At 68.5% G+C, this 22,513-nt stretch carries 24 protein-coding genes and 1 pseudogene; 6 read left to right on the top strand and 19 right to left on the bottom strand.

The window, feature by feature from the left end; genetic code table 11:
* Positions 1–1,524 carry a 3-hydroxyacyl-CoA dehydrogenase gene (locus AC07PF_RS13220; RefSeq protein WP_494612176.1) on the bottom strand — a complete coding sequence of 508 codons (1,524 nt, stop codon included), beginning with the start codon at positions 1,522–1,524 and terminating at the stop codon, positions 1–3.
* A 94-nt stretch (positions 1,525–1,618) separates the two neighbouring features.
* Here AC07PF_RS13220 and AC07PF_RS13215 point away from each other — a divergent pair, with 94 nt between their 5' ends.
* Positions 1,619–3,880 carry a type IV pilus assembly protein FimV gene (locus tag AC07PF_RS13215; RefSeq protein WP_494612175.1) on the top strand — a complete coding sequence of 754 codons (2,262 nt, stop codon included), beginning with the start codon at positions 1,619–1,621 and terminating at the stop codon, positions 3,878–3,880.
* Positions 3,881–3,967: 87 nt separating this feature from the next.
* On the opposite strand, the gene AC07PF_RS13210 is transcribed toward AC07PF_RS13215, so the two are convergent.
* The 4 genes from AC07PF_RS13210 to AC07PF_RS13195 are packed head-to-tail and all read right to left on the bottom strand — an operon-like array spanning position 3,968 to position 7,012.
* Positions 3,968–4,876, bottom strand: a complete 909-nt coding sequence (locus AC07PF_RS13210) for a thiamine phosphate synthase (RefSeq protein ID WP_494612174.1) — start codon at positions 4,874–4,876, stop codon at positions 3,968–3,970.
* The gene (locus AC07PF_RS13205; RefSeq protein ID WP_494608176.1) at positions 4,869–5,675 is read right to left on the bottom strand and encodes a thiazole synthase; all 807 of its coding nucleotides are present in this window, start codon (positions 5,673–5,675) and stop codon (positions 4,869–4,871) included. Before AC07PF_RS13205 ends, AC07PF_RS13210 begins: the two co-directional genes overlap by 8 nt.
* Before the next feature lie 15 nt (positions 5,676–5,690).
* Entirely contained in the window at positions 5,691–5,888 is a 198-nt protein-coding gene (gene thiS, locus AC07PF_RS13200) for a sulfur carrier protein ThiS (RefSeq protein WP_007857516.1), read from the bottom strand.
* On the bottom strand, positions 5,885–7,012 hold the full coding sequence (locus AC07PF_RS13195) for an FAD-dependent oxidoreductase (protein ID WP_494612173.1): 1,128 nt from the start codon (positions 7,010–7,012) through the stop codon (positions 5,885–5,887). The genes thiS and AC07PF_RS13195 overlap by 4 nt, the downstream gene beginning before the upstream one ends.
* Positions 7,013–7,247: 235 nt before the next feature.
* Between AC07PF_RS13195 and thiD the strand changes: the two genes are divergently transcribed.
* Complete coding sequence (thiD, locus tag AC07PF_RS13190; RefSeq protein WP_494612172.1) at positions 7,248–8,111, top strand: bifunctional hydroxymethylpyrimidine kinase/phosphomethylpyrimidine kinase; 864 nt, start codon at positions 7,248–7,250, stop codon at positions 8,109–8,111.
* Between the two features lie 12 nt (positions 8,112–8,123).
* On the opposite strand, the pseudogene AC07PF_RS13185 reads toward thiD, so the two are convergent.
* A pseudogene (locus AC07PF_RS13185) lies at positions 8,124–8,537 on the bottom strand (allantoin permease); the annotation flags it as partial.
* 157 nt (positions 8,538–8,694) lie between these two features.
* Positions 8,695–9,258, bottom strand: a complete 564-nt coding sequence (locus tag AC07PF_RS13180) for a TFIIB-type zinc ribbon-containing protein (RefSeq protein WP_494612171.1) — start codon at positions 9,256–9,258, stop codon at positions 8,695–8,697.
* Positions 9,259–9,407: 149 nt separating this feature from the next.
* On the opposite strand from AC07PF_RS13180, the gene AC07PF_RS13175 reads away from it, so the two are divergent.
* From AC07PF_RS13175 to AC07PF_RS13160, 4 genes are all read left to right on the top strand, one after another.
* Positions 9,408–10,595 carry an esterase-like activity of phytase family protein gene (locus AC07PF_RS13175; protein ID WP_494612170.1) on the top strand — a complete coding sequence of 396 codons (1,188 nt, stop codon included), beginning with the start codon at positions 9,408–9,410 and terminating at the stop codon, positions 10,593–10,595.
* A gap of 76 nt (positions 10,596–10,671) precedes the next feature.
* A complete protein-coding gene (locus tag AC07PF_RS13170) occupies positions 10,672–11,019 on the top strand; it encodes a hypothetical protein (RefSeq protein ID WP_494608168.1) in 348 nt (115 codons plus the stop codon).
* A 250-nt stretch (positions 11,020–11,269) separates the two neighbouring features.
* Positions 11,270–11,740: a hypothetical protein gene (locus AC07PF_RS13165; RefSeq protein ID WP_238541845.1), complete on the top strand. Its 471-nt coding sequence runs from the start codon at positions 11,270–11,272 to the stop codon at positions 11,738–11,740.
* Positions 11,741–11,815: 75 nt separating this feature from the next.
* Entirely contained in the window at positions 11,816–12,349 is a 534-nt protein-coding gene (locus AC07PF_RS13160) for an Rrf2 family transcriptional regulator (protein ID WP_494612169.1), read from the top strand.
* Positions 12,350–12,384: 35 nt separating this feature from the next.
* Here AC07PF_RS13160 and AC07PF_RS13155 read toward each other — a convergent pair whose 3' ends face one another.
* The 12 genes from AC07PF_RS13155 to AC07PF_RS13100 all read right to left on the bottom strand — a co-directional run bounded on the left by AC07PF_RS13155 (position 12,385) and on the right by AC07PF_RS13100 (position 22,498).
* Positions 12,385–12,852 carry an ABC transporter substrate-binding protein gene (locus AC07PF_RS13155; protein WP_494612168.1) on the bottom strand — a complete coding sequence of 156 codons (468 nt, stop codon included), beginning with the start codon at positions 12,850–12,852 and terminating at the stop codon, positions 12,385–12,387.
* 285 nt (positions 12,853–13,137) lie between these two features.
* Complete coding sequence (locus AC07PF_RS13150) at positions 13,138–13,314, bottom strand: hypothetical protein (protein ID WP_007855676.1); 177 nt, start codon at positions 13,312–13,314, stop codon at positions 13,138–13,140.
* Between the two features lie 181 nt (positions 13,315–13,495).
* Positions 13,496–14,566, bottom strand: coding sequence for a peptidase associated/transthyretin-like domain-containing protein (locus AC07PF_RS13145; protein WP_494612167.1), 1,071 nt, complete (start codon positions 14,564–14,566; stop codon positions 13,496–13,498).
* A gap of 944 nt (positions 14,567–15,510) precedes the next feature.
* Positions 15,511–15,951, bottom strand: a complete 441-nt coding sequence (locus tag AC07PF_RS13140) for a sensor histidine kinase (protein WP_494612166.1) — start codon at positions 15,949–15,951, stop codon at positions 15,511–15,513.
* On the bottom strand, positions 15,849–16,829 hold the full coding sequence (locus AC07PF_RS13135; protein WP_494612165.1) for a HAMP domain-containing protein: 981 nt from the start codon (positions 16,827–16,829) through the stop codon (positions 15,849–15,851). Before AC07PF_RS13135 ends, AC07PF_RS13140 begins: the two co-directional genes overlap by 103 nt.
* Positions 16,826–17,527 (bottom strand): response regulator, encoded by a 702-nt coding sequence (locus AC07PF_RS13130; RefSeq protein WP_007857100.1) that lies wholly within the window; start codon positions 17,525–17,527, stop codon positions 16,826–16,828. The genes AC07PF_RS13135 and AC07PF_RS13130 overlap by 4 nt, the downstream gene beginning before the upstream one ends.
* 56 nt (positions 17,528–17,583) lie before the next feature.
* Positions 17,584–18,660 carry an NAD(P)/FAD-dependent oxidoreductase gene (locus AC07PF_RS13125; RefSeq protein WP_494612164.1) on the bottom strand — a complete coding sequence of 359 codons (1,077 nt, stop codon included), beginning with the start codon at positions 18,658–18,660 and terminating at the stop codon, positions 17,584–17,586.
* A 23-nt stretch (positions 18,661–18,683) separates the two neighbouring features.
* Entirely contained in the window at positions 18,684–19,013 is a 330-nt protein-coding gene (gene fdxA, locus AC07PF_RS13120; protein ID WP_007857102.1) for a ferredoxin FdxA, read from the bottom strand.
* A gap of 135 nt (positions 19,014–19,148) precedes the next feature.
* Positions 19,149–20,507, bottom strand: a complete 1,359-nt coding sequence (locus AC07PF_RS13115; protein ID WP_145698598.1) for a GTP-binding protein — start codon at positions 20,505–20,507, stop codon at positions 19,149–19,151.
* Positions 20,507–21,457 carry a sulfate adenylyltransferase subunit CysD gene (cysD, locus tag AC07PF_RS13110; protein WP_145698600.1) on the bottom strand — a complete coding sequence of 317 codons (951 nt, stop codon included), beginning with the start codon at positions 21,455–21,457 and terminating at the stop codon, positions 20,507–20,509. The genes AC07PF_RS13115 and cysD overlap by 1 nt, the downstream gene beginning before the upstream one ends.
* 20 nt (positions 21,458–21,477) lie before the next feature.
* Positions 21,478–22,101, bottom strand: a complete 624-nt coding sequence (locus AC07PF_RS13105) for a phosphoadenosine phosphosulfate reductase domain-containing protein (RefSeq protein ID WP_145698602.1) — start codon at positions 22,099–22,101, stop codon at positions 21,478–21,480.
* A gap of 4 nt (positions 22,102–22,105) precedes the next feature.
* Complete coding sequence (locus AC07PF_RS13100; protein ID WP_494612163.1) at positions 22,106–22,498, bottom strand: DUF934 domain-containing protein; 393 nt, start codon at positions 22,496–22,498, stop codon at positions 22,106–22,108.
* Between the last annotated feature and the right edge of the window lie 15 nt (positions 22,499–22,513).

Raw genomic sequence — 22,513 nt, 5'->3', positions numbered from 1 at the left:
TCAGGCTTCTTCCACGTGGCTGAGGCTCAGGCCGATGGCACCGCGCCGGCGCAGCCAGGGGCTGGGGCGGTAGCGCGTGTCGCCGTACACGGTCTGCATGTTGAACAGCACTTCCAGGATGTTGGTCGGGCCCCAGCGGTCGCCCATGGCCAGTGGGCCTAGGGGGTAGCCCAGGCCCAGCGTCACAGCCGTTTCCAGATCTCGCGGGCTGCAGATGCCCTGCTGGCAGATGTCGCTGGCGATGTTGACGATGGTGGCCACCACGCGCTGGGTGACGAAGCCGCCGCTGTCGCGGATCACGCTGACCGGCTTGCCGTCGCGTGCGAACAGGGCGTGCGCGGCGTTGCGGATGTCCACGCGCGTGGCAGGGTTGGTGGCCAGCACGCGGCGCTTGGTGGCGGCTTCTTCCACCAGCATGTCGATGCCGATGGTGCGTGCCGGGTCCAGCCGCTCCACGACGGCCACCGTGGTCACGTCGAAACCGAGGGGTGCCACCAGGGTGATGGCCTGGGGCGAGGGGGAGGTACCGGTCTCGATGGTGGCGCCCAGGTCCTTGAGCAACTGGTACAGCTCGGCCCGCCGCGCAGCGCGCGGCGACACCCAGACGGGCGGGATCTCGGCGACCACGGGCACCGGGGGCTCGGCCGGCACCTGGGCCGCGCCGTTCTCGTAGCGGTAGAAGCCTTCGCCCACCTTCTTGCCGACCACGCCGCCGGCCAGGCGCTGCGCCGTGATCACGCTGGGGCGGTAGCGCGGCTCGTCGTAGTACTGCTGGTAGATGGACTCCATCACCGGGTGCGAGACATCCAGCGCCGTGAGGTCCATGAGCTCGAAGGGGCCGAGCTTGAAGCCGACCTGGTCGCGCAGGATGCGGTCGATGGTGGCGAAGTCGGCCACGCCCTCGCCCACGATGCGCAGGGCCTCGGTGCCGTAGCCGCGACCGGCGTGGTTGACGATGAAGCCAGGGGTGTCCTGTGCCAGCACGGGCGTGTGGCCCATCTGTTTGGCGTAGTCGGACAGGGCGGTGCAGACGGCCGGCTCGGTCTTGAGCCCGGCAATCACCTCCACCACCTTCATGAGCGGCACGGGGTTGAAGAAGTGGAATCCCGCCAGGCGCCCGGGGCGCTGCATGCCGGCACCGATGGAGGTGACCGACAGGGACGAGGTGTTGGTGGCCAGCACCGTCTCGGCGCCCACGACCTTCTCGAGGTCGGCAAACAGGCTGCGCTTGACGTCCAGCCGCTCGACGATGGCTTCGACCACCAGATCGCAATGCGCCAGCCCGGCCGTATTGTCAACAATGTGCAATTGCGCAGACCAGGCGGCGGCCTGCTCTGCAGAAATGCGATTTTTTCCTACGAGTTTTTGCCACTGGTCGTGGATACTGTTCTGGGCGGCAAGGGCTGCGCCGGCCTGGGTGTCGAACAGGAAGACCTGGCTGCCGGCCTGGGCGGCAATCTGCGCGATGCCGCGGCCCATGGCGCCCGAACCCACGATGCCGACGTTGAGAAACTGAATTTTCATAGCGCCATTATGGCTGTGGACATGCCCGCGCACTTATGTGCAAGAATGGGACGCGCTCAAAACAGAATTTATTGTGAAACTCCGTAACACCATTTTGGGAGCTGGTTTGTGGGTGGTTGCCCTGGGCGCCTCGGCGCTTTCGCTGGGCAGCGGCCGGGGCGCCGTGGTGATCGGTTCGCCGGTCGATCTGAGCTTCGACATCCAGCCAGACCAGGGTTCTGACGTCGCATCGTCATGTATCGGAGCCACTCTTGTCGCGGGTGATACCCCTGTCAGCCCCGCCCGGGTGCGCGTGACACCCCAGGCCGAGTCGGCCGGGCGTGCAGCATCCATCCGCGTGCAGACCTCCTCGGTCGTCGACGAGCCAGTTCTGACCGTCACGCTCACCGCTGGCTGTGCGGGCAAGGTGACGCGCAGCTACACCTTTCTGGCAGACCCGCCTGGGCGGGTTCCCCCTGTGGCAGCCGGGCAACTGCCGGTCGTGTCACCTGCGCTGGCGGGCGGCATCGGTGCCGGTGCATCGGGCCTGGCCAATGCCTCTTCCCCTTCTGACCGCGCTGCGGGCGGTGCCCCGGCCCGTGGCGCTGCGGAGGCGCCGGCCCGGTCGGCCCCTGCCAGGGCTGCCAGCGCTGCGCCGCGGGCCAGCGCCCCGGCATCTGCGGCCCCCCGTGCCAATGCGCGCGTGATGGCCAGTGCGCAGGCACCGGCGCCTGCAGCTGCTGGCCCGCGCCTGGTGCTGGAGCCACTGGACCTGTGGCTGGAAAGCCCGGTGGCCCTGCGGGCCACGACCCAGCTGCTGTCCGCCCCGGCGGAGGACTCGTCGCCCCTGCGCGCCGAGGCGGCCGCTGCCTGGAAGGCCCTGAACGCCACGCCCGAAAGCCTGGCGCAGGACGCCGAGCGCCTGCGCGTGCTGGAGGCCGAGGCCAAGACCGTGAAGGCGGGTTCGGCCCAGCAGCTCGCTGCCACGCAGCAATTGCAGCAGCAGCTCGACGAGGCGCAGGAGCGCTTTCCGGCCACGGTCGTGTATGTGCTGGGGGCCTTGCTGGCGCTTGCATTGGGCCTGCTGGCCTGGGTCTGGCAGCGTGCAAGCCGCCAGGCCGTGCTGTCCGAGAAGTCGTGGCGTGAGTCGGTCAAGGTCAGCGCGGTCGATTCCAGCGCCCCCACGGCAGGGCAGGTCGATCCCGGATGGGAACCGCTCGAAACCCTGCCCGTCCCATCGGTGAAGGGCGATTTGCTGGCACCGTCCGGCAGTGCCGCGCTGTTCAAGGATGTCAAGACAGCGTCCGCGCCAGCGCCGCTGTATGCCGCGCCCACGGCGGTGGCTGCGGCGGCAGCCGTCCGGCTGCCGGTGCAGGCCAAGGCGGCAGCCCCCGCCGCCGAGCCGGCACGGGCCCTGAAGATCGTCAACCCTGACGACGTGTTCGACATCCAGCAGCAGGCCGAGTTCTTTGTCTCGGTGGGCGAGCACAACCAGGCGGTGGAGGTGCTGCGCAAGCACATCGTGGACCACAAGGAAACCACGCCCGTGGCCTACCTGGAGCTGCTGCGCCTGTTCCACACCCTGAGCCGCGCCGAAGACTTCATGCAGCTGCGCTCGCAGTTCATGCGCTACTTCAACGCCAAGGTGCCCGAGTTCTCGGCCTTCAACCGCCAGGGCCGTCCGCTGGACCGTTACCCCGAGGCACTGGCCGAGATCGAGGCCGAGTGGAGCTCGCCAGCCGTGCTGCACACGCTGGACAAGTTCCTGTTCCACCGTGCAGGCAACCAGGCGGCCGAGCCCTTCGATCTGGCTGCCTACGATGACCTGCTGCTGCTGCTGGGCATCGCGCAGACCACGCCGCCGAGCATGCGGGGAGCACCGCCACCGCGCAAGCGCACCACGCCCACGGAGGTTTCTTTCGAAGCGGCCGCCGAGAAGGGCCTGAACTTTCTCATGCCGCTGGAGAATACGGAACCCGATTTCCCGCTCGACTCGCTGGCCGCCAGCCTGGAGTTCGACTTCGGTGGTGCTCCGGCATCGTCTGCGCCCGCGCCGATGGCGCGGCAGTCCGGTCCTGCCGAGCTGACCCTGGAGCCCGCTTCGGGCATGGCACCCATCGGCGGGGTTTCCTCGGCACCAGCACCGCTGACCTCGGCGCAGCCGCGCAATCCACCGGCCACCTATACCAAGTCGTCGGTGAGCCTGGACGTGGACCTGTCCGAGCCCCTGCACCTGACGCTGAGCGACCTGCCGCCCGTGCCGGTCACGCCCCCACCGCCAGCCGGCCAGGCCGTGGGCTTCGGTGCGGAGAACGACCTCATGGAGCTGCGCCTGGAGCTGGAGCAGCGCCAGGACGACAACCAACGCAAGAAGTAAAAAAACAGGCCTCCGGGGCCTGTTTTCTTGTGGGGTCGCTTGCCGGCTTCCGGTGTGTTGCGACGCTTGTTTGCGTTGCCGGCGCCTTCAGGGGCGCTGCATGGCCTGCATCAGCGCCGCGGCCGCCGCCTCGGGGTCGGGCGCATTGACCAGCGCACGCACCACGGCGATCGAGCCCACGCCCGTGGCCAGCACCTCGGGGAACTGCGCCTCGCCGATGCCCCCGATCGCCACCTGCGGGTAGCTGCGCAGCAGCCGTGCATAGCCGTGCAGCCGGCCCACACCCTGTGGCGCGGTGGCCATCTTCTTGAGCGTGGTGGGGAATACGGCGCCCATGGCGATGTAGCTCGGGCCCACGGCATCGGCACGCAGCATCTCGGCATAGCCATGGGTGCTCACGCCCAGGCGAATGCCCGATGTGCGCAAGGTCTGCAGGTCGGCCGCGTTCAGTGCGTCCAGGTCTTCCTGCCCCAGGTGCACGCCGTAGGCGCCGGCATTGATCGCAGCGCGCCAGTGGTCGTTGATGAACAGCAGGGCACCGGTGCCCTGCACCGCCTGCACGGCGGCGTTGACCTCGCGCTCGATGGCGGCCGGGTCGTCCGACTTGAAGCGCAATTGCACCGTGGGCACGCCTGCGCGGGCCATGCGGCCGACCCAGGCGGCATCGGGCAGTACGGCGTACAGGCCCAACGCATCGGGGCCGGTGGCAAAGGCCTGCGCGCGCGGCAGGCCCTGCAGGCCGAAGTCGGCGGGCTCGTCGGGCCAGGCCTCGGGGTTCACGGCGCCGGTGCGCACGGTACGGGCCTGCCAGGCGCGGGCGATGCACTCGGCATCGTGGGCGATGAAGCCCAGGGTGCTCGCCGCCTGCAGCGCCGCCAGGTAGGCGGGCTCGCCGGAGGTGGGCGTGGGCACGGGTTGCGGCGCGAAGCCTGCAAACGTGGCGGCATGGTGCGCCACGATGGCCTTGGCCAGTTCGGTGGGGGCGGTATCAGGCATGGTCGTCGTGGTGCCAGAAGGGGGTGCCCAGCACGGGCGTGCTGGGCTGGGCGGCGTCCTGCGCCGACATGGCACCGGCCAGGCGTGCCGTGCGGCCGGCGTGCACGGCATTGGCAAAGGCGCCGGCCATGGCCACGGGGTCCTGGGCCAGGGCCACGGCGGTGTTGAGCAGCACGCCGTCGTAGCCCCATTCCATCACCTGGCAGGCATGCGAGGGCAGGCCCAGGCCGGCGTCCACCAGCATGGGCACTTTCAGCCGCTCGCGCAGCATCTGCAGTGCATAGGGGTTCACCGGGCCGCGGCCGGTGCCGATGGGGGCGGCCCAGGGCATCACGGCCTGGCAGCCCACGTCCACCAGGCGCTGGCAGAGCACGAAATCCTCGGTGCAGTAGGGCAGCACCTGGAAGCCTTCTTTGATGAGGTGCTCGGCCGCACCCACCAGATTCAGCGTGTCGGGCTGCAGTGTGTAGTCGTCGCCGATCAGTTCGAGCTTGATCCACGGCGTGTTGAACACCTCGCGTGCCATCTGCGCGGTGGTGATGGCCTCCTGGACGCTGTGGCAGCCCGCGGTGTTGGGCAGCACGGGTACGTCCAGGCGGCGCAGCAGCTCCCAGAAGCTGCTGCCCGACTCGGCCGGGTTGCTGCCCTGGCGGCGCAGCGAGGCCGTGACCATGGCGGGGCGCGAGGTCTTTACCGCAGCCTCCAGCACTGCTGGCGACGGGTAGCGCGAGGTGCCCAGCAGCAGGCGGCTGGCGAAGGTCTGGCCGTACAGGACCAGGGGATCGTTGGGTGTGGTCATGGTGGTGGGAGGGGTTCAGCCGCCGGTGACGGGGGAAATGACTTCGACCTTGTCACCCGGGTTCAAGGCTTGCGCCGCATAGCGGCTGTTGGGCACGAAGATGGTGTTCACGGCCACGGCAAAGGGCGGGCGCGCGGCGATGGCGGCCACTGCGGCGGCGACGGTGGCGCCTTCGGGCAGCTCGTGCGGGATCTGGTTGATGGAAACGTTCATGGCGATAGGGCGGCCGCAGCCTCGTGGGGCTGTTGCAGCAACTGCAGGTTCAAATCGAATCGGGGGGCGAGGGCGGACCGGCCTGTGCCCAGCACTTCCATCACCACGTCCAGCATGGCCGGCGCGATCATGAAGCCGTGGCGGTACAGGCCGTTGACTTCGAGCACCCCCGGGCGCTGCTGGCGGATGGCGGGCAGGTTGTCGGGCAGGGTGGGGCGGCACTGGGTGGCCACCTCCACGATGCGCGCCTCGGCAAAGCCGCTGTGCACGGCGTAGGCGGCGCTCAGCAGTTCCAGGATGGAACGCACGCTCGCGGGCGACAGGTCGTCGGACTCGATCTCGGTCGCGCCGATCACGAAGAGATGGTCTTCCTTGGGCGCGATGTAGATCGGGTAGCGCGGGTGCACCAGGCGCGTGGGGCGCTGCAGCGTGACCTCGGGCGCATGCACACGCACCACCTCGCCGCGCACGCCGCGCAGCGCGCGCCACGGGTCGCGCGCACCCAGGCCGCGGCAGTCCAGCACCCAGTCGGGCTGGCCCGGCTCGCCGGGGGCAAAAGCATCGGGGTGGCGCGGCGCATGCCAGTGCGTGCGCACACCCAGGCGCTGCATCTCGTGCAGCAGGGCGGCCAGCAACTGGCGGTTGTCGAGCTGGCCTTCTCCAGGCAGGTAAAGGCCCTTGGTGAAGCGCCCGGCCAGGGCCGGCTCCACCGTGGCCAGGCCCGTGCCGTCAAGCACCTGCAGTGCTGGCAGATCGGGGATGGCCCGGTGGTTGGTCTGCAACTGGAGGGTGAGGCGCTGGGCCTCGGCCGCATCCTGCCGGTGCCAGACGATGAGCGTGCCTTCCTGCTGGAAGAACACCGGTTGTGCCAACTGCGAAAGCAGTTGTGGCCAGCGCACCAGGGCGTGCTGGCCCATGCGCACCACGCCCGGTTCGGTCACCGCCGACTCCGCCAGCGGCGCCAGCATGGCGGCGGCCACCGTGGCGGCTGACTGCTCGGCCGCAGGGCCCGCGGCGTCGTAGATGTCCACGGCGTGGCCCTGGCGCGCCAGTTCGACGGCCAGCAGCCGGCCCATGAGGCCTGCGCCCAGAATGGCAAACGACGAGGAGGAAGAAAGGGTCATGCGTCCAGCTGTGCAACAACAGGTGGACAAAACGGGATGGCTGCTTACCGTCGCTGTGGAAACTCCCCACGCCAGCATGACCTGGATCGGGTAGCGGGGCCGCACGCAGCCCCAGGGTATTTTCTCAGTCGCACGCCGTATCGGCGGGACACCCCTGTTTCGTCCGTGAACCGCAATTACAGCACATTGCCCCTGCCGTTGGCTGACCCAGGTCATAAGGGATAATTTCGGCCCTATGACTTCAGCCCCTTCCAACGCGGCCGCAGGGCCCTCCACGGCCCCGCGCTATGCGCGCGTGCTCTCGATCGCCGGCTCCGACAGCGGGGGCGGCGCAGGCATCCAGGCCGACCTCAAGACCTTTGCCGCGCTGGGCTGCTACGGCATGACGGCCATCACCGCCATCACCGCGCAGAACACCCGGGGTGTGACGGGCATCCACGGCATTCCGCCCGAAATGCTCAAGGCCCAGATCGACGCCGTGGTACAGGACATCGGCGTCGATGCGGTGAAGATCGGCATGCTGCATTCGCCCGAGGTGGTGCACGTGGTCGCCAACGCCATCCGCGAATACCGGCTGCCCCACGTGGTGCTCGACCCGGTGATGGTGGCCACCAGCGGCGACCGCCTGATCGCGCAGGAGACGGTCGGTGTGCTGGTGCGGGAGCTGTTCCCGCTGGCCGAGGTGATCACGCCCAACCTCGACGAGGCCGGCTGGCTGCTGGGCCGCACCCTGGCGGGCATGGATGACCTGGAGCAGGCCTCGCAGGACCTGCTGGGCCTGGGTGCGCGCGCCGCGCTGCTCAAGGGCGGTCACCTGCCCGGCGACTGGGTGGTGGATGTGCTGGCCACGGCGCCCGGCCAGGCCGGTCACCGCCTGCAGTCGGCCCGCATCGCCACGCACAATGGCCATGGCACGGGTTGCACGCTGTCGTCCGCCATCGCCTCGCAGCTGGCGCTGGGTCAGCCGCTGCAGCAGGCGGTGGAAAGCGCCCGCGCCTACATCCTGGGCGCGATTTCGGCCGGTGCCCATGTGGTCACGGGTGCTGGCCACGGCCCGCTGAACCATGGCTATGCGCCGGTGGCGCAGCGGGTGTTCTGATCAATCAACCCGTCAGGCTTTGGGTCGTGTTGCCCAGGCCAGAGCGAAGCTGAACACCAGCGCCGGCAGCGCCGATCCCGCGCCCGGCAGCACCAGTGGCGCCACATGGTAGGCCGCGACGCCCAGGAGCCAGATGGCCACGGGCAGCCAGTTCACCTGGGGCACTTGCTTAAGCAACGCCGGGGCATCGGTGCCAAAGGCCAGGCGGCCGAGGATCACGCCGAACAGGGGCACGAACACCGAGCTGAGCAGTAGCAGGAAGGGCTCCAGGCTGTGCATGGGCAGCACCAGCGCCAGCGCGGTGCAGCCTGCCGCCATCACGATGCCCCAGCGGCGCACGCCCCAGCGCGGCAGCAGGCTGTGGGCCGACACGGCGCCCGAATAGGCATCGCCGTAGGCGTTGTCTACCTCGTCGATCAGGTTCAAAGGGACTCTCTCAGTCGGAGCTGCTTGCGCAGGCCGACACCCCTAGCGAAGGCGGATTCTATCTCCGGGTTGCAACCGGACGTAAAAAGGCCCGCGCGAGGCGGGCCTGGATGCGAGGTAGAAGGCGGTCAACCATGTCGGCCGTGCTGCGCCACCGTCAGGTCTGCGGAGCATCCAGAACGGCACGGCTCAAACCGATGTCTTCCTCAATCTGGGCGATTCGGGCATCGATTTCCGCCAAGGGCTGTTGGATGTCGACGCGGGTGGGCGCCTTGATCGAATAATAGACGGCCAGGGGCGTGCCCAGACTGACCATGGCCCAGACGAACAAGGATTCACCCTCCCTGATGTGCCTGCCGAAAAGGCCAACGACCATGGGAAACAGCAATGCTGCAGCCAGGAACGCGATCGAAGCAATGCTGCTGCGGTGGGCGTTGGCTTTTGCAAACTGCGCGTTCGCCGTGTGGATCAACGCAGCCCTGCCCGCCTGGGCTTCGCCGAGTTCACGGTCCAGCCGCACCAGGGCGAGCTCTGCCGCTGTTCGGTCGGTGCCCCGTTGCACGGCCTTGATTGCGGTCTCCACCTTTCGCAACCAGACGATGCCTCCGGAGCGCCCCACGATCTGCTCGGTCCCACAGTAGCTGCAGGCAAAGCGTTCCAGGTCCTCTCCGATTTGCAGGGGGGCAGAGCAGTTGGCGCACGAAAGTTTCAACAGCGGCACAAGGTGTCCTTGGAAATAGCCAGAAAATTTACCATCACTTGCGTGCCTTGCGGCATCGGGGTGCCTGCATCTCGCGCCACGGGCCGGTCTCCGTTCTGTCACATGCGCTCCCTAGACTCCCCCGCTTTACTCACGAGGGGAAAACCACAATGACAGCCATTCTTCGCAGCATCTGGACCATGGGCGCCGTGTGTGCCGCCACCGCACTGCTCGCCGCCTGTGGCGGCAGCGACGACAACAACGGCAGCGAGCGCAGCGTCGGCTCGCTGCGCCTCATCGGCCAGCAGGTATTGCCACGCCGCATGGAGTACCAGGGCACGGTGGTGGGCGGCATCTCGGGCATCGACTACGACGAGAAGAGCAACCAGTTCATCCTGCTGTCGGACGACCGCACCACGACCGACTCGGCCAATGCGCCGCGCATGTACACCGTGCGCCTGAACTACGACACCAGCAGCTTCAGCGGCGTGCAGTTCCTGTCGACCTTCAGCATGAAGCAGCCCAATGGCGCGGTGTACCCCAAGGTGCCCGATCCGCTGGTGGCCGACCCCGAATCGGTGCGCATCGACCGCGCCACGGGCAACTACGTCTGGGTCAGCGAAGGCGACCGCACGCTGGCCTCGGGCACGAGCGCCGCGCGCATCATCGACCCCTTCATCCGCGAGATCCGCCCGGACGGCACCCATGTGCGCGAGTACCAGATCCCCGCGATGTTCCGCATGTCGGCCGACAACACCGGCCCGCGCGGCAACCTGGCCTTCGAAGGCATCGCCTTCACGCCCGACAACAGCCGCGCCGCCGTGCTGATGGAAGGCGCACTGCTGCAGGACGGCCCGGCATCGACCACCACCGCCGGCAGCGTCTCGCGCATCACGATGTTCGACCGCAGCACCGGTGCCGCCGTGGCGCAGTACGCCTACCCCGTGGACAAGGTGCAGGCCGTGCCGGTGCCTGCGGACCAGTTCACGGTCAGCGGCGCCACCGAAATCCTGGCCCTGAGTGCCACGCGTTTCCTGGTGCTGGAGCGCAGCTTCTCGGTCGGCGTGGTGGGCAACCAGGCGCGCCTGTACGAGATCAACACCGCCAATGCCACCAATGTGCTGACCACGTCTGCCCTGGCCGGTGCCAGCTACACGCCTGTCACCAAGCGCCTGGTGCTCGACTTCGAGACCTTGAAGGCCCAGCTCGGCGGCATTGCCAACCTGGAGGGCATCACCTTCGGCCCCAAACTGGCCAACGGCCGCGACTCGCTGGTGGTGGTGGCCGACGACAACTTCCCGACAGCCGACTCGACCACCGACCGCAACCAGTACCTGGTGTTCGAAGTGCTTCCTTGATCTCGGTCATTGCCGATGGCAATGTGAATCCATGGCGGGCCCGGGAGGCCCGCCATGCTGCCTATAATTGGCCACCATGTTCCGGAGCCTTGTCGCCGTCTTCCTTCTGCACTTTCTGCTGTGCGTGGGGATTTCCGTCGTCGGCTCCAGCAAACCCTTCCCATCGTTCGAGCCGCAACAGGACCTGGCGGTGCTGAGCCAGACCGCACCGGGGCACGAAGTCCCCGGCGCCAACTCCGATGCCGACGACCATGCCCTGCTCGATGACCGGCAGGACTTTCCGGACCTGCTGCAGCCCATGGCGCTGGCCGGTACCGGCGCCGCAGCGGCCAGGGGCCTGATCCCGCTCGCCCAGGTGCGCACGCCCTCCGTGGCACTTGCGCCGCCGCACAAACCACCAAAGGCCCCAGGCATCCTCGCCTGAGCAGCCGGCCAGCGGCCGGCTCCCCCTCGCTTCGCTTGCGAAGCGGTTCTCCCTCGTTGGCTGCCGACCTCCCTGGCAGCCTTCAGCCGCGCGCACATGGCCGCTGCGCGACCCTCCCATTGCATTGATTGAACCGCCGCCGGTCCCCATGCGCTGCCAGTATCGGAGCGCTGGCCTGGCCCCTGAGATTCACCATGGAAATCGACCATCCTCCCTCTCCGGGGTCTGTCCATCCACCTGGGATGCACTCGTGACCGAAGCCTCCTGGCTGACATACAGGCCGCTCGCCGTCTGGCAGCGCTGGCGCTTCGCGTTTGCGGCGGCGGCCATCGCCTTGGGCGCCGCCTGCATCGACGGCTACCCCCAGCAGGATGCGCCGCTGTCGGACCCCTTTGGCATGACCCAGGCCCAGCGCCTGGCGCACATGAACACGCTGGGGGCCGAGGCCCATCCCGAGCGCCGCTGGAGCTACGGGCTGCTGCCCGGGTGTGTGCTGCGCATCGATGCCGATGGCCCGGACGGACCCCGGCCGCCGCTCGCGATCCCGCTGCTGGGCGCCGCCGTTCGGGTGGCGGCCGACAAGGCCGACGGCACGTTCGACGTGGACCTGGCCCGCGGACAGGCGCCCGCTGCCTCCGTGCTGGAGGCGCTGGACTGGGGCCATGCCGGCTGGATGCAACTGCTGCTGAGGGTGGTGCAAAAGGGCTGCGCCGATGCCTGAAAGAAGAACCACCATGAACAAGAACAACCACCGGGTGCTCGCGGAGCACCCCCAACCCCATTTCCGGAGCCGCCCATGCGCCTGACCACCCGTAGCAAATTTGCCGTCGTCGCCATCGTGGATCTGGCGTCCCGCTCCGTGGGCAGCCCGGTGGCGCTGTCTGCCCTGAGCGAGCGGTACGAGATTTCCGTGTCCTACCTGGAGGTGCTTTTCAGTGGGTTGCGCCAGGCGGGGCTGGTGATCAGCACGCGGGGCCCGGGCGGCGGCTACACCCTGGCCCGGGGCGCGCGCGATATCTCGGTGGCCGACATCGTGCTGGCCTCGGAGGTCGGCAAGCCGGGTGGTGCCGGCAGGCTGGGCGATGCCATGAGCAGCTCGCAGGGCGCAATGACGGCGGACCTCTGGGCCGCCTTCAACCACTCGGTGATGGAGTACCTGGCATCGGTGTCCGTGGCCGAGCTGGTGAGCCAGCAGACGCCCATCGAGCGCGTGCACATTGCCGCAGAGAAAAACAGCCCCGCCAAGCGCGTGAAGCCTCGCCCGCAGTTGCCCAGGGAAGGGGTTCCCAACTCCGTGTTTGCGCTGGGCGCCTCAAGGGCGCTGGAGTAGCCGCATGGCGGGCCCGCTGTAGCGGGCCTATGGAGTTACTTGGCTGCGGTACGTGCTGCCTCGGCCTTGGCCTTGGCTTCATCGGCTTTGCGCTGCAGTTCCTTGGCTTCCTTGTCGGCGGCTTCGGCTTCCTTGAGCTTGGCTTCCTTGTCCTTGGTGTCCTTGTCCGCGCTGGGGCTGGCGATGGCACTGCCGACCATGGCACCGGCCACGCCCCCGATGGCAGCAGCACCCAGGGTGGAGCCGATGCCGGGACGCGCTGCGGGTGCCGCTGCTGCAGCGGGGGCTGCCGCCGCCGCTGGGGCCGCAGCGGCTGGTGTGGCTGCCGGGGTGGCTGGCGTTGCCGGAGCCTTCGGCGCGGCGGTTGCGGCCGCTGGTGCTGGGCGGGCCGCAGCAGGCTTGCTGCTGCCACCCATGCGCTTGGCCTGCGCGAGCGTAGGAACGGTCAGGGCGGCCATGGCCAGGGCGATGACGGCCGAGGTGGTGCGAAGCGAAGCATTCATGGGTAGGTCGAGTCCTTGTACAGGTGAGTGGACATGCTACTGAACCGGTCTTTGGCCCTTCTGCACCAAAGGCATTGGCCGCGCATGGATACCCGCCTGCACGGGGACAGGGGTATCAGTCGTCCATTGCGCTGCGCGCCACCGGCGACGCTTGAAACGGGCACGTTCGAGGCCAGTGCCCCCGCGCAAGGGCCGCCCCGCCGCGCTGGGGGCGTCCCCCTCCCGACTCGCGCAGCGAGTTGAGAGAGGGGTGAAGGCGCGAAGCGACTCAGGGGGTGTTTCACTTCAGCCGAGCTTGTGGACCATTTCCTCGATTTCCTGGCGGTCCAGCTCCCGGCGCTGCTCCAGGTGGTCGATGACCTGGGCCAGCAGCCGCGCTGTGCGCTCCGCGGTGGTCGAGTCCTGCTCGGTGAGGCGGTCGAAGACCAACTGGTAGGTGTCCTTGGGTGGAATCGCGCTCATGGAAGTCTCCCGGTGTCGTGGGCATATTCTGGGCGCATGCCGGCCGAGCGGCTGTAGGTCGAGGGGTGGCCTGGCTGTAGTGCGGACGTGGTGGCGGTGCGCTCTCGCGGGGCACGAAAAAAAGGTGCCCCGGCCAGCCGGAAGCACCCAAAGGAGGGAATGCAGGAAAAGGGGTCGGGGATCAGCCGCTCACGCCGACGCGCAGCTTGGCCACATAGCCGCTGGTGTTGTCACCCGTCACCGTGGCTGTCTGCAGCGAGACGCCGTCGCTGAACACGTTGTCCGTGGCAAAGCTGATCTGCGAGAGGTTGCGCACGCTCGCGCTGTAGCCGTCGGTGGTGTAGACCTGCTGGCACACCGCCGTGGGGAAGGCCATCTGCGAGGTGCGGATGGCGTTGGAGCCGCGCGTGGCACTGGCCAGGTTGCGGTAGACCTCGAAATGGATGTGCGGCATGCGGCCCGAATAGCAGCCCGGGAAGATGGACTGGAAGGTCGCAATGCCCGAGGCGCTGGTCTCCTGCACGCCGCGCAGGTAGTTTTCGGCGGTGACGCCGTTCGAGTACATGGAGTACAGGCCGTCGCGCGTGCAGTGCCACAGGTAGATGGCGTAGCCCGACAGGCTGGCGCAGCTCGACGCGGTGTTGACCAGCTCCAGCTCCACGCGCAAGGGGATGCCGGCCGCAATGCCGGTGGCGCCGCCGATGCTGGCGCGGATGTCGCTGCGCACGATGCCCGAGAGCGTGAGCGCATTGGCCACGCCCGACTGGTTGCTGTTGGTTCCATCACCGGGGTAGGGGCCGGCCGTCTCCTGCGGGATGATGCTGCAGGTCTGGCTGGTGGCCCCGCCCGCGGCCAGGCTCACCCAGTGCGAGAGCGGGCCGAGGTTCAGGAAGGCATAGCCGGTCTCGCGGCCATAGGCGTACAGGTTCGCGTCCTGCAGGCTCACGCCCAGGTAGTTGTCGGTGGTGGGGTAGAAGCGGAAGATGAAGTTGGCGTTGCTCTGCGCCACGGCCGAGCTGGCGGGGAACCACTGCGGGTAGGTGGCCTGGGCCCAGTTGAGCACGGTGCTGGTGTCGCTGGCCGTGTCGGCCATGCTGTTGCCCGAGAGCAGGGACAGCGGCGCCATGCTGGCCACGGCCAGCCAGCGCAGTGCATTGCGGCGCGTGGCGGCCTGGCGCGTCAGGGTCTTGAGGTCGTGCTGGAGCCCATGGTGGTGAGCGGTGTCGTCGTCGTGGTACAGAGTGTTGTTCATGGGCTTGCAGGTTCTGGTTGAAAAAGAAAACCACTCACCCGAACCGCGTTGCATTGGAGTGGCGGGCTGTCTGGGTGACCGTGTGCACAGTGTCTCGCCATCCTGTAACACCTGTTTATGCAGTTTGTGTCTGGGCTGAAATGTGGACGCTGTTGGGCTGCTTTTGAAATGGTTGGGGTGGTGGCTTCTGATGTGTGGTTGAGGGCGGAGGCCGGGATGTGCGCCCGGCGGCGCAGTAACTTTCTCTTGCGTCGCCAAGAGAAAGTCACCAAAGAGAAGGCGACCCCCAGTCTGCGTCCCCCGTTCGCCCTGTCGGGCAAACGGGGGCAACCTGCGATGCTCGGATCTGGGGTGGTGCCGCAGAACTCGCTGCGTTCTTCAAACTCCGCTCAAACAGCTGCGGCAAGCTAGATCACGAAGTGCGTGTGTCCTGCGGCACACGCACCCACCCCAGCTCCTGCGCTTCTCGGCGCAGCCAGCAGGGGTGGGGAGCGGGGACAAATACGGCTGCTGCTGCGCAGCTGCGCCTGGGGTCGGTTCGCGCTGCGCGCTGCCGACGGTTGGGACGCGATCGCCCTGGCGAGCCGAGCGCAGCGAAGGACCACAGGCCGAGCGAAGCAATGGCCCGTGTTGGTATGCACCCCCTTTTGACCGTGCCGAGAAGCGCAGGGCCTGGGGTGAGCGCGTGCCGAAGGACACGCGCATCGTTGTCTAGCTTGCCGCAGCTGTTTGAACGGAGTTTGGCCAAAGGCCAAACGCAGTGAGTTCTGCGGCACACCCCAGGACCGAGCATCGCAGGCTGCCCCCTCGTACGCAGTGCGAGGGGGACACGGGCAGCGGGGTCGCCTTTTCTTTGCCCTACTTTCTTTTGGCGAAGCAAAAAGACAAGTAGGTGCGCCGCCGGGCGCACATCCCGGCCTCCGCACTCAACAAACACGCGACAGTCAGCCTGCCTGCGGTATCACCAGCTGCGCACGCAGCCCACCCTCGGGGCGGTTGTGCAGGCTCAGCCGGCAGCCATCGCGCTCCGCCAGGTCGCGCGCGATGGCGAGGCCCAGCCCGTAACCGGCGGTGCGCGCCGGCAGGTCGCCCGCCATGGCGTGGGGAGCAGGCGCCGCATCCTGCGACAGGCGCACCCAGGGCTCCAGGGCCAGCCCCAGCTGCGCCTCGGGAATACCGGGCCCCGAATCGTCGATGTGCAGCACGGCGCCCTCGGGCAAGGCATGCACGGTGAGGGAGGCCCCACCGCCATGGCGCACGGCATTGCCCACCAGGTTGCCGATCACGCGGCGCAGCGCGGCGGTGCGCGCCCGCACCCGCACGGGGGTGGCGCTGGCAGGGGCCTGCAGCTCCACGGGATGGCCCTGGTCGGCCAGGTCGTCCACCAGCGCCTCAGCAGGGCCACCAGGTCGATGGAGCGGGCTTCGCTGCCCTCGTGCTGCTCGCGCAGCACGGCCAGGGTGTCGCCGATCATCTCGTCCATCTCGCGGATGTCGTTGATGGCGGCCTGCTGGGCCGGGCCCTCGGGCCACTGGGCCACGCGCATGCGCAGCCGGGTCAGGGGCGTGCGCAGGTCGTGCGACACGGCGGCCATGTGCAGGCCGCGTGCGTCGAACTGCTCCTTGAGCCGCTGCGACATCTGGTTGAACACCTGGGCGGCATTGCGCACCTCCACGGTACCCAGCGTTTCGTCGAGCACGGGCGGCTTGCCGCCCTTGTCGATGCCCTGCGAGAGGGCGCTGGCAGCGTGGGACAGGCGCAGCATGGGGCGCGACAGCCAGCGCGCTCCGAGGAAGGCCGCCAGGCCGATCAGCACGAAGCGGATGCCATAGTCCATCCACAGGGAATTGAGGGGCATGGGCCCGCTCATGCGCGGCGGGTTGCCAGCGGTGAAGGGATTGGGTGGGCGGGCGTCGCTGCCCGCTGCCGTGCCGCCGGGCGGCTGCAGGGGCGGCGGTGGCATGCGTTCGCCGCCCATGGGTGGTGGCCCGGGCCAGGGATTGGCGCCGGGCCCACCGGGCCTGGGTGGGCCGCCAGGCACGCCCGCACCGGTGAGGGGGTTGCCGGGCGGCAGCGAGGCCAGCGGCGGCAGGCGCGAGAGCGTGGTGGAGAGGTCCTGCTGGTGGCGCAGCTTGGTGACCGTGAGGTAGGCCACCAGGTGGCTGCCCGCCAGCGCCACCCACATCAGGATGAACAGGCGCAGGAACAGCGTGTCCAGGCGGCGCCAGTTCCAGCGCTTGCCCGAGGCCACGGGTTGGTTCACCGCTGCACCTCGACGTCGAACAGGTAGCCCTCGCCGCGCATGGTGCGGATCAGCGGGCGCTCGCGCTGGCCTTCGCCGAGCTTGCCGCGCAGACGCGAGACAGCCAGGTCGATGCTGCGGTCGCTCACCACCACACCGGGCGCGCGCGAGAGGTCGAGCAGCCGGTCGCGGCTGAGCACCTTGCCGGCATGGGCCGTGAAGGCCTCCAGCAGCCGGAACTCGGCGCTCGACAGGGCCACCATGGTGCCGTCGGGCGAGACCAGCTCGCGCCGCAGGCGGTCGAAGGTCCAGCCCTCGAAGCGCACCTGGGGTGCATCGGCCTGGGGCGGGGCGGCCGCACCACGCCGCAGCACGGCCTTGATGCGGGCCACCAGTTCGCGTGGCTCGAAGGGCTTGGCCAGGTAGTCATCGGCCCCGAGTTCCAGGCCGAGCACGCGCGACATCGGGTCGCCCTGGGCGGTGAGCACGATCACCGGCAACTGCCCATGGTCGCGGCGCACCCACTGGCACAGGGTCAGGCCGTCCTCGTCGGGCAGCATCAGGTCGAGCAGCACCACGTCGAAGCCCTGGCGCGCCAGCGCGGCGCGCATGCCGCGGCCATCGCCCACGGCCTCGGTCGTGAAGCCGAAGGTGCCCAGGTAGTCGAGCAGCAGGGTGCGGATGGCGGGATCGTCATCCACCAGCAGGCAGCGGGTCATGCAGGAATCTTGTCGCAGTGGAATTGGGCCGAAGGTAGCACAACAGCCCGGCGCTTCTAGGACGCCTGCGGCGTGGCCACGCCCAGCAGCGCATGCAGGCGCGGGCTGGTGGTTGTGTACTGCAGCGCCACCTTGTCGCCCGTGAGGGCCTCGGCCGCCGCGAAGGCGGCCAGCGTGGCTTCGTGGAAGCCGCACAGGATGAGCTTGCGCTTGCCCGGGTAGGTGTTGATGTCGCCCACGGCATGGATGCCGGGCACGCTGGTGCGGAACGTCGCCGTGTCCACCACCAGCTGCTTGCGCTCGATGGCGATGCCCCAGTCGGCGATGGGCCCCAGGCGCGGGGAGATGCCCAGCGCGGCAATCAGGCAGTCAAGCGGCTCGCTCGCCGTCTGGCCTTCGGTGTCCACCACCTGCAGCGCTGCCAGGCGACCACCCTCGGCGACCAGGCCGGTGATCTGGCCCACGATGACCTCCACGCGGGCCGCGTCGCGCAGTGCCTGCAGTTGCTGCAGCTGCTCGGGCGGGGCCTGGAAGGCATCGCGGCGGTACAGCAGGCGGATGCGGGCCGGGGCCTCGGCTTCGGGCAGGGCCGACAGGGCGATGGCATGGGCCACCGCGGCGTCATCGCCGCCATGCACCACCACGCGCTGGCCGGCCACCGAGGTGCCGGCGGGCAGGTGCTGGTAGTGCACCTGGGTGCCCACCCAGGGCTCGATGCCGTCGACCTTGAGCGTGCGCGGCACGAAGGCGCCCACGCCGGCCGCGATGAAGACCGAGCGGGCCAGCAGGGCCTGGCCCTGGCTGGTGGTGACGAGGATGCGGCCATCGTCCTGCAGCGCCACGGAGGCGACCAGGCTGGCCAGGTGCCAGTGCGGCTGGAATGGCGCGATCTGCTGCAGCAACAGGGCGGCCAGCTCGCGCCCGCTGCACACGGGCACGCCCGGGATGTCGTAGATGGGTTTGTCGCCGTACAGCTCCACGCACTGGCCGCCGGCATGGGGCAGGGCGTCGATCACATGGGCGGTGATGCCCTGCAGGCCGAGCTGGAAGACCTGGAACAGGCCCACGGGGCCTGCGCCGATGACCACGGCATCCGTGGCGATGGGAGAGGAGGGTTGCGCGGGCGTGGACACCGGTGAAGGAGCTGCGGTGCCGCTCAGCGGACCAGGTCGTTGACCTTGCCGGGCTTGCCGTTCCACTCGTCGGCGTCGGGCAGGGCGGGCTTGCGCTTGGTGATGCTCTTCCAGCCGTCGGCGAAAGCCAGGTCGGCGTTGATCTTGATGAAAGCGATCTGGTCGGCTGGCAGGTCTTCTTCGGCAAAGATGGCGTTGGCCGGGCACTCGGGGATGCAGACGGCGCAGTCGATGCACTCATCGGGATCGATGACGAGCATGTTCGGGCCTTCGCGGAAGCAGTCCACGGGGCAGACGTCCACACAATCGGTGAACTTGCACTTGATGCAGTTTTCGGAGACGACGTGGGTCATGACGAGAGTTGTGTGGGTCAGTGAAAACCCTCTATTTTAGGAGCTTTCACTGGCCTTGGGTTGCGGGGCCCCTGGGTCTGAGAAGGTGACGCAGGGGTTTTGGGCACACAAATGGGTGCCCATTGCGAATGAGGATCAGTTGACCAGGACCGCGCCAGCCGTTTTGTGGCTCGCGGTGTCCACCAGGATCAGCGAACCGAGCACCCGTGCCTGGGCGAAGGAGGCCGCGGGCAGGGGCTCCTGCAGCAGCAGTTCCACATGGCCGATGGCGTTGGGGTCGAGCTGCGTGGCATCGTCCTCGGCCAGGGTGTTGATGTCCAGGCGGTGCACCACGCGCTTGACCTTGGCCTTGACCCAGCGGTGGCCGTGCAGCGCCCAGTACACGCGGCCGGCGACCAGAGGCTCGTCGTCCATCCAGGCCACGGTGGTCAGTAGCTCGCGGCTGGCAGGCCAGGCGGGCACGGCGGCGGGCGTGTCGAAATCATCGTCGGCCGGGGCCGCGGCTGCGGCAGGCGCGGCCAGGATCCAGTCGCCGCGCGACACGTCCACCTCGCGGTCGAGGATGATGCCGGCGCTCTGGCCGGCATCCACGCCCACGGGGCGGCGTGCATGGTCGAGCACCTGGGCCACGGTGGCGCTCTGGCCGCTCGGGAAGATCTGCACGGCCGTGCCGGGCGCCACGTTGCCGGCGGCCACGCGGCCCCAGAACACGCGGCGGCCCTGCGAGGTGTCGGACGAGGAGGAGAACTTCTCCACCCATTGGACCGGGAAGGCCAGCGGCAGGCCCGTATCGGCAGGTGTGTTGGGCAACTGCTCGAGCACTTCGAGCAGCGTGGGGCCGTTGTAGCCGCACCAGCCTGCATGGGCGTCGACCACGTTCCAGCCCTTCAGGGCCGAGACCGGCACCGTGGCGCGCACGGCAATGCCGGCATCCGCGGCAAACTTCGCCAGGGCGGCGCTGATGTGCGCAAAGGCCTGCTCGGGGTTGGCCACGGCATCGAGCTTGTTCACGGCGAACACCAGCGAGTGCACGCGCAGCAGGTGTGCCAGCAGCGAGTGGCGGCGGGTCTGCGGCAGCAGCGCCAGGGCCGGGTTCTGCCAGTCGAGCTTGGTCGCATCGACCAGCACCACGGCGGCGTCGGCGCTGCTCGCGGCGGTGACCATGTTGCGCGTGTACTGCTCATGGCCGGGCGCGTCGCCGATGATGAACTTGCGCGCTTCGGTGGCAAAGTAGCGGTAGGCCACGTCGATGGTGATGCCCTGCTCGCGCTCGGCCGAGAGGCCGTCGGTCAGCAGGGCCAGGTCGGTCTCGCCCTGGCGCTGCACGCCGGCCAGGTGGTCCTGCAGCACGGCCTTGCTGTCCACCAGCAGGCGGCCGATCAGTGTGCTCTTGCCGTCGTCGACGCTGCCGCAGGTGATGAACTTCAGGGCCGAGGCGTGGTTGCTGCCCGCGGCGCTGGCGGCCGGTGCGGTGGCTTGGTGTGCGGTGGTCATCAGAAATACCCGTCCTTCTTGCGCTTTTCCATCGAGGCATCGCTCGTCTTGTCGTCCATGCGGGTCGCGCCGCGCTCGCTCACGTCGGCGGCCAGGGTCTCGATGACGATCTCGCCCGGGGTGGCCGCCGTGCTTTCCACCGGTGCCGTGCAGGTGATGTCGCCCACGGTGCGAAAGCGCACGTCGCGCGTCTGCACCGTCTCGCCTTCGCGTGGCGGCGTGAGCTCGGTCACGGGCATCAGCAGGCCCTTGCGGTCCACCACTTCGCGCTTGTGCGTGTAATAGATGCTGGGCAGGCCGATCTGCTCGCGGTCGATGTACTGCCACACATCGAGTTCGGTCCAGTTGCTGATGGGGAACACGCGAAAGTGCTCGCCGGGCTGCAGCCGGGTGTTGAACAGGGTCCACAGCTCGGGGCGCTGGGCCTTGGGCTGCCATTGGCCGAAGCTGTCGCGGTGCGAGAAGATGCGCTCCTTGGCGCGGGCCTTCTCTTCGTCGCGGCGCGCGCCGCCGATCAGCGCGTCGAAGCGGAACTCCTCGATGGCTTCGAGCAGCGTGACCGACTGGTGCACGTTGCGGCTCTCGCCCGGGTGGGCCAGGCGCACGGTGCCGCGTGCCATGGAATCTTCCACATTGCGCACGATGAGCTCAGCGCCCAGTTCCTTGGCGCGGGAGTCACGGAAATCCGTGACCTCGGGGAAGTTGTGGCCCGTGTCGATCATGAGCAGCGGGTAGGGGATGCGGCCCGCGCCGAAGGCCTTCTCCGCGCACTTGAGCATCACCAGCGAGTCCTTGCCGCCCGAGAACAGCAGGGTGGGGCGCTCGAAGGCGGCGGCGACCTCGCGCAGGATGAAGATGGTTTCCTCTTCCAGGGCGTCGAGGTGCGAATTGTTCAGGTGGTGGCTCATGTTCTCGTTCTGCAGCAGCGCGGCATCGGTGCGGGCGTTCATGGTCGGGGTCTGCGATAGAGTCAATGCGCGATGTGCAGGCCGCACTCGCGGTTCTCTTCGCCCTTGGTGGGGTCCACGTAGTCGAAGTTGTTGGGCAGGCCGTGCTTCTGGCAGTACTCGTACAGCTCCTTGGACGACCAGTGCAGCAGCGGCGCGACCTTGATCAGCCCGTCGGGGTTGATGCCCACCGGGTCCATCTGGGCGCGCACGGCGGTGTCGGTGGCGCGCAGCGCGGTGAACCAGACCTTGGGCGCGGTCTCGCGCAGGGCGCGGGCAAAGGGCTCGAGCTTCACTTCCTCGGTGAAAGCCGCATGGCGTGGGTCGTCCAGCCCGGGCGTCGCGCCTTCCACCGCCTCGCGGTGGGCGCGCGAGCGGCGCGGCAGGTAGATCCTGAGGTTCAGGCCGAGCTGTTTCGTCACTTCGTCCGCAAAGCGGTAGGTGGCTTCGGTGTTGTAGCCGTTGTCCATCCAGACCACGGGCACATCGGGCTGCACGCGGCTGACCATGTGCAGGATCACGGCCTCGAAGGGGCGGAAGTTGGTGGTGACGATGGGGCTTTGGCCCAGGCCCAGGGCCCAGGCGACGAGGCCCTCGGCGTTGCGGCCGAGTTCGGCATTGATGGATGCGAGATCGAATTGGCTCATGGTGTCAGGCGGTGGCGGCCTTGTCGGCAAAGATCGGCTGGTGGTGGACCGCGTCGCCCTGGTAGAAGCCAGGGAACATCTCGAACTGGCGCTGGGCATCGGCAGCGTCCACGCCTTCGCGCAGCACGGCCGAGGAAAAGCCCGTGCGCTGCATCTGCACCAGCTGGTCGATCAGCACGTCGCCCGTGGCGCGGATGTCGCCCGCAAAGCCGCGGCGGCGGCGTAGCAGGAAGGCCTGGCTGAAGGCGCGGCCATCGGTGAAGCTGGGGAAATGCAGGTCCACGCGTTCCACGCCGTCGAGGCTGAGCTTGAGCGCGTCGGCATCGTTGGCCAGCGCCACGGTGCGGGTGTCGCCTTCGGCAGGGGCCTGGTGGTCTTGGGATGCAAGTATCTTCATGGGGTGTCCATCTCT

The organism is Acidovorax sp. GW821-FHT10A04, from assembly GCF_059415825.1.
This window is presented reverse-complemented; position numbering and strand designations above follow the sequence as displayed.

Coding starts and splice junctions, on each gene's coding strand:
- cysD (WP_145698600.1), bottom strand. CDS start 21,457: ATGAACGCCCGCACCGATGCCGCGCTGCTGCAGAACGAGAACATGAGC.
- AC07PF_RS13105 (WP_145698602.1), bottom strand. CDS start 22,101: ATGAGCCAATTCGATCTCGCATCCATCAATGCCGAACTCGGCCGCAAC.
- thiS (WP_007857516.1), bottom strand. CDS start 5,888: ATGAACGTTTCCATCAACCAGATCCCGCACGAGCTGCCCGAAGGCGCC.
- AC07PF_RS13155 (WP_494612168.1), bottom strand. CDS start 12,852: ATGAATGCTTCGCTTCGCACCACCTCGGCCGTCATCGCCCTGGCCATG.
- AC07PF_RS13160 (WP_494612169.1), top strand. CDS start 11,816: ATGCGCCTGACCACCCGTAGCAAATTTGCCGTCGTCGCCATCGTGGAT.
- AC07PF_RS13175 (WP_494612170.1), top strand. CDS start 9,408: ATGACAGCCATTCTTCGCAGCATCTGGACCATGGGCGCCGTGTGTGCC.
- AC07PF_RS13115 (WP_145698598.1), bottom strand. CDS start 20,507: ATGACCACCGCACACCAAGCCACCGCACCGGCCGCCAGCGCCGCGGGC.
- AC07PF_RS13150 (WP_007855676.1), bottom strand. CDS start 13,314: ATGAGCGCGATTCCACCCAAGGACACCTACCAGTTGGTCTTCGACCGC.
- fdxA (WP_007857102.1), bottom strand. CDS start 19,013: ATGACCCACGTCGTCTCCGAAAACTGCATCAAGTGCAAGTTCACCGAT.
- AC07PF_RS13170 (WP_494608168.1), top strand. CDS start 10,672: ATGTTCCGGAGCCTTGTCGCCGTCTTCCTTCTGCACTTTCTGCTGTGC.
- AC07PF_RS13210 (WP_494612174.1), bottom strand. CDS start 4,876: ATGCCTGATACCGCCCCCACCGAACTGGCCAAGGCCATCGTGGCGCAC.
- AC07PF_RS13195 (WP_494612173.1), bottom strand. CDS start 7,012: ATGACCCTTTCTTCCTCCTCGTCGTTTGCCATTCTGGGCGCAGGCCTC.
- AC07PF_RS13100 (WP_494612163.1), bottom strand. CDS start 22,498: ATGAAGATACTTGCATCCCAAGACCACCAGGCCCCTGCCGAAGGCGAC.
- AC07PF_RS13205 (WP_494608176.1), bottom strand. CDS start 5,675: ATGACCACACCCAACGATCCCCTGGTCCTGTACGGCCAGACCTTCGCC.
- AC07PF_RS13220 (WP_494612176.1), bottom strand. CDS start 1,524: ATGAAAATTCAGTTTCTCAACGTCGGCATCGTGGGTTCGGGCGCCATG.
- AC07PF_RS13145 (WP_494612167.1), bottom strand. CDS start 14,566: ATGAACAACACTCTGTACCACGACGACGACACCGCTCACCACCATGGG.
- thiD (WP_494612172.1), top strand. CDS start 7,248: ATGACTTCAGCCCCTTCCAACGCGGCCGCAGGGCCCTCCACGGCCCCG.
- AC07PF_RS13130 (WP_007857100.1), bottom strand. CDS start 17,527: ATGACCCGCTGCCTGCTGGTGGATGACGATCCCGCCATCCGCACCCTG.